This is a genomic window from Novosphingobium sp. IK01, from assembly GCF_033242265.1.
GTDB classification, from domain to species: Bacteria; Pseudomonadota; Alphaproteobacteria; order Sphingomonadales; family Sphingomonadaceae; genus Novosphingobium; species Novosphingobium pituita.
In genome coordinates this window covers 1760014-1767500 of record NZ_BTFW01000001.1, presented here as the reverse complement: position 1 = coordinate 1767500, position 7487 = coordinate 1760014, and the positions used below count along the sequence as shown (strand labels likewise).

Annotated in this window: 3 protein-coding genes, 1 tRNA gene and 2 rRNA genes (1 of these 6 running past the window's edge); 4 read left to right on the top strand and 2 right to left on the bottom strand. The window is 62.0% G+C overall.

Features of this window, described 5'->3' with window-relative positions; genetic code table 11:
- The 3 genes from SBI20_RS08170 to SBI20_RS08160 form a co-directional block, all read left to right on the top strand.
- A 23S ribosomal RNA gene (locus tag SBI20_RS08170) occupies positions 1-2055 on the top strand; it begins 736 nt to the left of the window's first position.
- 113 nt (positions 2056-2168) lie between these two features.
- Positions 2169-2283 (top strand): 5S ribosomal RNA (gene rrf, locus SBI20_RS08165).
- Positions 2284-2377: 94 nt separating this feature from the next.
- Positions 2378-2454: transfer RNA gene (locus tag SBI20_RS08160), tRNA-Met, on the top strand.
- A gap of 199 nt (positions 2455-2653) precedes the next feature.
- Here SBI20_RS08160 and SBI20_RS08155 read toward each other — a convergent pair.
- Positions 2654-3955, bottom strand: a complete 1302-nt coding sequence (locus SBI20_RS08155; protein ID WP_317974591.1) for a M20/M25/M40 family metallo-hydrolase — start codon at positions 3953-3955, stop codon at positions 2654-2656.
- Positions 3956-3974: 19 nt separating this feature from the next.
- Positions 3975-6347, bottom strand: a complete 2373-nt coding sequence (locus tag SBI20_RS08150; protein ID WP_317974590.1) for a TonB-dependent receptor — start codon at positions 6345-6347, stop codon at positions 3975-3977.
- Positions 6348-6813: 466 nt separating this feature from the next.
- Here SBI20_RS08150 and SBI20_RS08145 point away from each other — a divergent pair, with 466 nt between their 5' ends.
- A complete protein-coding gene (locus SBI20_RS08145; RefSeq protein ID WP_317974589.1) occupies positions 6814-7476 on the top strand; it encodes a response regulator in 663 nt (220 codons plus the stop codon).
- Positions 7477-7487: the final 11 nt, after the last annotated feature.

The window sequence follows — 7487 nt, the reverse complement described above, 5'->3', positions numbered from 1 at the left end:
AGGTGCGGTAACACGCACTGGAGGGCCGAACCGTTCAATGTTGAAAAATTGTCGGATGAGTTGTGTTTAGGGGTGAAAGGCCAATCAAACCGGGAAATAGCTGGTTCTCCGCGAAATCTATTGAGGTAGAGCGTCGGACGTATACCGTTGGGGGTAGAGCACTGGATGGATGCGGGGGTCGCGAGATCTACCAACTCTAACCAAACTCCGAATACCAACGAGATTTATCCGGCAGACAGACGGCGGGTGCTAAGGTCCGTCGTCAAAAGGGAAACAGCCCTAACCTACAGCTAAGGTCCCCAAGTCACGTCTAAGTGGGAAAGCATGTGGGAATCCCAAAACAACCAGGATGTTGGCTTAGAAGCAGCCATCATTTAAAGAAAGCGTAACAGCTCACTGGTCTAAATAAGGGTTCCTGCGGCGAAGATGTAACGGGGCTCAAGACGTGCACCGAAGCTTAGGGTTCAGTCTTTGACTGAGCGGTAGCGGAGCGTTCCGTAGGCCTGCGAAGCGGAAGGGTAACCGACCGTGGAGGTATCGGAAGTGCGAATGCTGACATGAGTAGCGACAAAGAGGGTGAGATGCCCTCTCGCCGAAAGACCAAGGGTTCCTGCTTAAAGCTAATCTGAGCAGGGTGAGCCGGCCCCTAAGACGAGCCCGAAGGGGGTAGTCGATGGGAACCACGTTAATATTCGTGGGCCTGGAGATGAGTGACGGATTTCTTAAGTTGTCAGCTCTTATCGGATTGAGCTGGCTTCGACGAAGTTCCAGGAAATAGCCTCTCCATATAGACCGTACCCGAAACCGACACAGGTGGTCAGGTAGAGTATACCAAGGCGCTTGAGAGAAGTATCCTGAAGGAACTCGGCAAATTGCCTCCGTACCTTCGGAAGAAGGAGGCCCCACGTATGCGCAAGCACTCGTGGGGGGCACAGGCCAGGGGGTAGCGACTGTTTAGCAAAAACACAGGACTCTGCTAAGTCGGCTTCAAGACGACGTATAGGGTCTGACGCCTGCCCGGTGCCGGAAGGTTAAGAGGAGGAGTGCAAGCTCCGAATTGAAGCCCCGGTAAACGGCGGCCGTAACTATAACGGTCCTAAGGTAGCGAAATTCCTTGTCGGGTAAGTTCCGACCTGCACGAATGGCGTAACGACTTCCCCACTGTCTCCAGGATATGCTCAGCGAAATTGAATTCTCCGTGAAGATGCGGAGTACCCGCGGTTAGACGGAAAGACCCCGTGCACCTTTACTGCAGCTTCAGAGTGGCATTAGGAAAGAATTGTGTAGCATAGGTGGGAGGCTTTGAAGCACTGGCGCCAGCCGGTGTGGAGCCATAGGTGAAATACCACCCTGTTGTTTTCTGATGTCTAACCCAGCACCGTTAGCCGGTGCGGGGACCCTCTGTGGCGGGTAGTTTGACTGGGGCGGTCGCCTCCTAAAGAGTAACGGAGGCGCGCGATGGTAGGCTCAGGACGGTTGGAAACCGTCTGCTAGAGTGCAATGGCATAAGCCTGCCTGACTGCGAGACTGACGAGTCGAGCAGAGACGAAAGTCGGTCATAGTGATCCGGTGGTCCCTCGTGGAAGGGCCATCGCTCAACGGATAAAAGGTACGCCGGGGATAACAGGCTGATGATTCCCAAGAGCTCATATCGACGGAATCGTTTGGCACCTCGATGTCGGCTCATCACATCCTGGGGCTGGAGCAGGTCCCAAGGGTTTGGCTGTTCGCCAATTAAAGTGGTACGTGAGCTGGGTTCAGAACGTCGCGAGACAGTTTGGTCCCTATCTGCCGTGGGCGTCGATACTTGAGAGGAGTTGCCCCTAGTACGAGAGGACCGGGGTGAACATGCCTCTGGTGTACCTGTCGTTCCGCCAGGAGCGCAGCAGGGTAGCTATGCATGGACGGGATAACCGCTGAAAGCATCTAAGCGGGAAGCCTCCCTCAAGATAAGGTATCATCGAGTCGTGGTAGACCACCACGTTGATAGGCCGGGTGTGGAAGTGCGGTAACGCATGAAGCTAACCGGTCCTAATAACTCTGTTCATGCTTGAAGAATCCCCACCATCACCATCAGCCCTGCAAAGGCTACGGTGATAACCGGACGATACAAAAGCCAGACACCCAATCATCGATCTAAAAACAAATCATGTGCGCCCGCTCCATTGCCTGGTGACCATAGCGTCTGTGAACCACCCGATCCCATCTCGAACTCGGCCGTGAAACCAGTCCGCGCCAATGGTACTAACGCTCAAGCGTTGGAAGAGTAGGTCGTCGCCAGGCATTGAAGCCGGCGCACACGATTAAAAACCCATCACAATCTCATTCAACAAATCGGCCCCAAGGCAAAAACGCCAAGGGGCCGTTTTGCTATCATCGCGGGGTGGAGCAGCCCGGTAGCTCGTCAGGCTCATAACCTGAAGGTCGCAGGTTCAAATCCTGCCCCCGCAACCACTTCACAGCATCACTCACACACCAGCCGTCTCTACCCAGAGGCGGCTTTTTGCGTTCAGGCCTTGCTCCCCCTCCACCACCCGCTTCGCGGGCGGTCCCGCTCCCCGCAACGCGGGGAGGAGCGGGGGTAAAAAAACGGGGCAGGCCTGCTGGATCTCAGGCCTGCCCCGCAGGGGTGGTTCAGAGGGAAAGGCGGGGCTCAGTTCGCCTGGGCGAGCGTGAGCACGGTGGCCAGGCCAACGGCCATGTTCTTCAGGTCGTGCTCGGGAGCGAGCTTGAGGCCCTCTTCGAGTGAATGGGCGCGGAAGGTTTCGAAGCCCGAGCCCAGGGTGACCGCCTCGACGCCCAGGCTCATCGGGATGTTGCTGTCGGTCGAGCCCGCACCAAAGCCGGGCGTGATGCCCGAAGCTTTGGATACGGCGGCGGCGATGGCGACGATCGGCTTGTCGAGGGCGGTTTCGCCCACCGGACGGTCGCCGATCAGCTTGGCTTCATAGGAAATCGAGCCCTTGGCGGTCGAACGGGCGGCGTTTTCGCGGTCGACCGCCGGTTGCAGGAGGGCGAGGAACTGCTGTTCCTCGGTTGCGAGTGCGGCCTTGCCGTTCGAGCGCATGTCGATGGTCATGGCCGTGGCAAACGGGATCGAGTTGACCGAGGTGCCGCCCTCGACGATGCCCACGTTGTAGACCGTGCGCGGCTCGGCCGGCACCTTGATCTTGCCGAACTGGACCATTGCGTCGGCCATGGCATAGGCCGGGTTGACGATGCCGAAATCGCCCATCGAATGGCCGCCGGGGCCCTTGAAGGTGACCTTGTAGCGGCGCGAACCGGTACCCGCGTTGGTGATCCGCCCCGGCCGGCCCGGTTCGAACGAGATGAAGTATTTGATGGCGTCCTTGTACTTGCCCTTCTCGAACAGGTAGCGCGTGCCGCGCAGGTCGCCCGGCCCTTCTTCGCCGACATTGCCCATGAACAGGATGTCGGACCGGGTCGCGTAGCCGGCGCGGTTCATCGCGCGGATGAAGGCGAGGAGGACCGGCAGGCTGGAGGTATCGTCGCCGATGCCCGGCGCATAGAGCGTGTCGCCCTCGCGGCGGACTTTCACGTTGGTGCCGCCGGGGAACACCGTGTCGAGGTGGGCGGTGACCACGATCAGCGGGCCGCCGCCGGTGCCCTTGCGCAGGCCCATCACGTTGCCCACCCCGTCGCGTTCGACATCGGTGAGCCCTTCGGCCTTGAGCATCTCCATGTAGGCCGCGCCACGCGCGTCTTCCTTGAATGGCGGGGCCTCGATCTGGGTCAGGGTGATGATGTCCTGCACGATCCGGTCGTAGTCGCCCTTGAGCGAGGCCTTGGCCTTGGCGAACTTTGCGCCGCCCAGCACCGTCTTGACGGCCTTGGCCGTTGCGGCCTCTCCGCTCGGGGGAGCGGCCAGAGCGCTCTGGGTGATGGGCGCGCCCAGCGCCAGTCCGGCCGTTGCGGCCATGAGTGTCAAACGCATCGTTACGATCCCCTTGCGGTCAGAAGTGGCTGTAGAGGGTGGCGCCGAAGGTGCGCGGCGCGGTCGTGGCCCAATAGTCGGGCGTTCCGGCGGCGCTGGTAATCGAGTTGACGCCGACGGTGTTGAAAAGGTTGCGGATGTAGACGAAGAAACCCATCCGCTCGTTCTGGAACCCGGCGCGGATGTTGACCATCGAATAGTCTCCGAATTCGCGATAGAGGCTGTTGGTGGGCCTGATCTGCGAGGTCATCTTGCCGGTGTAGGTATAGTCGGCGCGCAGCATGGCGTCGAAATCGGCGAAGGCCGGGAATGTGTATTCGGCGCCGGCGCTGGCGGTCGTGCGCGGGATCAGGGGCAGGATGTCGCCCTTGAGGCCTGAGGCGGTGACTTCGGCGCTGACCTGGTCGGCGGTCAGGCGCGGGTTGACGTAGTGGAACGCGCCGTTGAGCGTGAAGCCCTTGAACGGATTGGCGCTGGTCTCGATTTCGACACCCTCGATCCGGGCCGAGCCGACATTGCCGATATACGAGAAGTTGCCATAGGTGGCGCGCACCGAGGTCTGGAGATTGCTCCAGTCGATCCGGTAGGCGTCGATGTTGAAGGTCAGCTTGCGGTTGAACCACTGGGTCTTGAACCCGACTTCATAGTTCCACAGCGAGTCTGCGGCATACGTCTGGGCCGAGGCGGGAATGCCGGGGGTAAGGTTGGCGCCGCCGGGGCGGAAGCCCTGGCTGGCGGTGGCGTAGAACATGATGTCGCGGGTGACCTTGAAGTCGACGTTGTACTTCTGGATCAGCCCGCTGGCATTGGCGGTGACTTCGCCATAGGTACCGGGGACCTGGCCGTTGAAGTAGTTGTAGCCGAGGTTTTCGCCGCCCACGGTCTTGTTGTAGTTGTAGTAGCGCAAGCCCGCGGTCAGGGTCAGCCGTTCGAGCAGGCGATAGTTGACCTCGCCATAGACGGCGGTCTGCTTGACCACATCGGTGACATAGCGCGAGCCGAGGTCGACCACCGGCTGCTGCATTTCGCCCGTTGCCGGGACACCGGCGAAGACCAGCGTGTTGACGCGATCGTCGCGGTCCTCGCGGAAGGCGCCAAGGGTGTAGTTGAAGCGGCTCTTGCCGCTCGAACTCAGGCGCAACTCGTTGACGTAGTTGCGCACGAAGCGCGGCTGATAGTTGCCGATGGGCTGCTGGGCGGCGCCCCAGCTCTGATAATTGGCGCGCAACTGGGCCGGGGTCAGCCCGCCCGCGCCAGTGGCGCAGGTGCTCGAACTGGTGCTGGCCCCCGCGCTCGTCGATTGCAGCAGCGAACCGCCATAGGTGTTCTGGAACAGCCCGCAATAGCGGTTGGAGGCGATGATGCTGGCATAGTTGTCGGAATTGTCGTTGGTCTGGCGCACGTCCCAGCGGTAGAACGAGTTGTTGAGCGCCAGGGTGCCGATCGGCGTTTCCCACTTGGTTTCCAGCGCATAGAGCTGGAGCTTGTCGTAGGCGGGCGAGGCGATCTTCTGTTCCGACACGAACTTGCCGATCGAGGGCGCCCATTGCGAGGTGCCGTCGAAGTTCTGCGTCTGCACGATGGTCATGAAGTTCATCGACAGGTTCGAGGTCGGCCTGAAGCCGAGCTGGAAGCGCAGGCCCTGGAGCACCGAGCGGTTGAGGTCGGTCTTGCCGATCACGGGGTCGTTGACATAACCGCCGTTCTGCTGGCGATAGAGCACCAGTCGCGCGGCCAGAACATCCTTGAGGATCGGCACGTTGACCGCGCCCTTGAGCGAATAGCCCATTTGCCCGTTCTGGATGGCTTCGCCGCCGAATTCGGTCGACCCTTCATATTTGTCGAAGTCGGGCCGCTTGAAGATCACGCGCAGCGTGCCGCCCATCGAGCCCGAGCCATAGAGCGTGCCCTGCGGCCCGCGCAGCACTTCGACCCGCTCGACATCGAACAGGTTGAGGTTGGGGGTCACCCCCGAAGGGTCAGAAGTGGTCCCCGAAGGCCCGGTCAGCGGTGTTTCGCCGTAATAGAGGCCGACGGTGCTTTCGCCTGCGGTCTGGATGCCGCGGATCGAGATGCGAGTGCGCCCGGATTCCCCGGCGATCAGGTTGAGGCCCGGCACCTGGCGAACCAGATCGGCAATTCCCGTGGCACCGAGGTTCTGGAGGGACTTTTCCGAGAGCGCGGTGATCGCGACCGGGGTGTCCTGTACGCGGGTCGAGCGGCGCAGCGCGGTGACGACGATGTCGCCCACCCCTTCGGGGACGGCTTGCGGGGCTTCCTCCGGCGCCTGTGCGGGGGCCGGTGCCGCGCTCTGGGCCCAGGCACCGGCCGGTGCGAGGGCGCCGAGCGAAACCGACAGAAAGAATGCAGCGCGAGCGTGTTGCCTGGTCATGGGTGCCCCCCTGTTCTGGTTGTTCCCGTTTCAGTCGTTGTCCCGTTCCCCCGATGCATCGCCGCGCTGGTCCTGCGCCCCTGTTGCGGACCGCGTGCGGCGTATGGGGACGGGATCGGGTCTGTCCGCCGGGTTCTGGTGTCCCGGCCCGGCAAGCCCGGCCCGGCAAACCCGACATGGCAAACCCGACAGGGCAAGGCTGCCGGGGGGCACCTGTCACCAAGCTGTCACTGGCCTTGCCCGCTCCAAAAAGAATCTTGGCGCGCACGACAGCTTGATGACAGGTTGGCGTCGCAACATTTCGAATCGTGCCGCCCCGTCAGATGGGCGTGTCAGGGAGTTTGGGCCTCGGGGAACCGGATGGGGGGAACCGCATCAGGGAACCTGCATCAGGCACTGGGGCCACGCGCGAGAACAAAAAAGACCGGGGGCGGATGCCGCAACGCATGCTGAGGGGGATGGGCTGTTGCGGATACTGATCATCGAGGACGATGCGCGCCTTGCGCGCGGGATGGAGGCAACGCTGGGGGCCGGGGGCTTTGCCGTCGATCTGGTCGATTGCGGTGAGGGGGCGCTCGATGTCCTGGCGGCGGAAAGCTACAATGCGGTTGTCCTCGATCTGGGGCTGCCGGACATGGACGGGCTGGAGGTGTTGCAGGCGCTGCGGCGCCGGGGCGATGGCACGCCGGTCCTGATCCTGACCGCGCGCGATGCGGTGTCGGATCGCATCGCCGGGCTGGACAGCGGGGCCGACGACTATCTGGCGAAGCCCTTTCACCCGCGCGAGCTGGAATCGCGGCTGCGTGCGCTGATCCGCCGCAGCCAGGGGACCGCCGATCCGGTGCTGCGGGTGGGGGATCTGAGCCTCGACCGGTCGACCCGCGTGGTCGAGCTGGGACGTTCGGTCCTCGATCTGCGGCGGCGCGAACTGGCCGTGCTCGAAACGCTGATGGGGCGGCCGGGCAAAGTCGTGACCAAGCAGCGGCTCAATTCCGAAGTGTTCAATTTCACCGATGCGGTCGCCCCCAATGCGCTGGAAGTCTATGTCGGGCGGCTGCGGCGCAAGCTGATGCCCGACGGGCCGACCATCCGCACCATCCGCGGCCTTGGCTACATGCTGGAAGCCTGACGCTGGCGGGG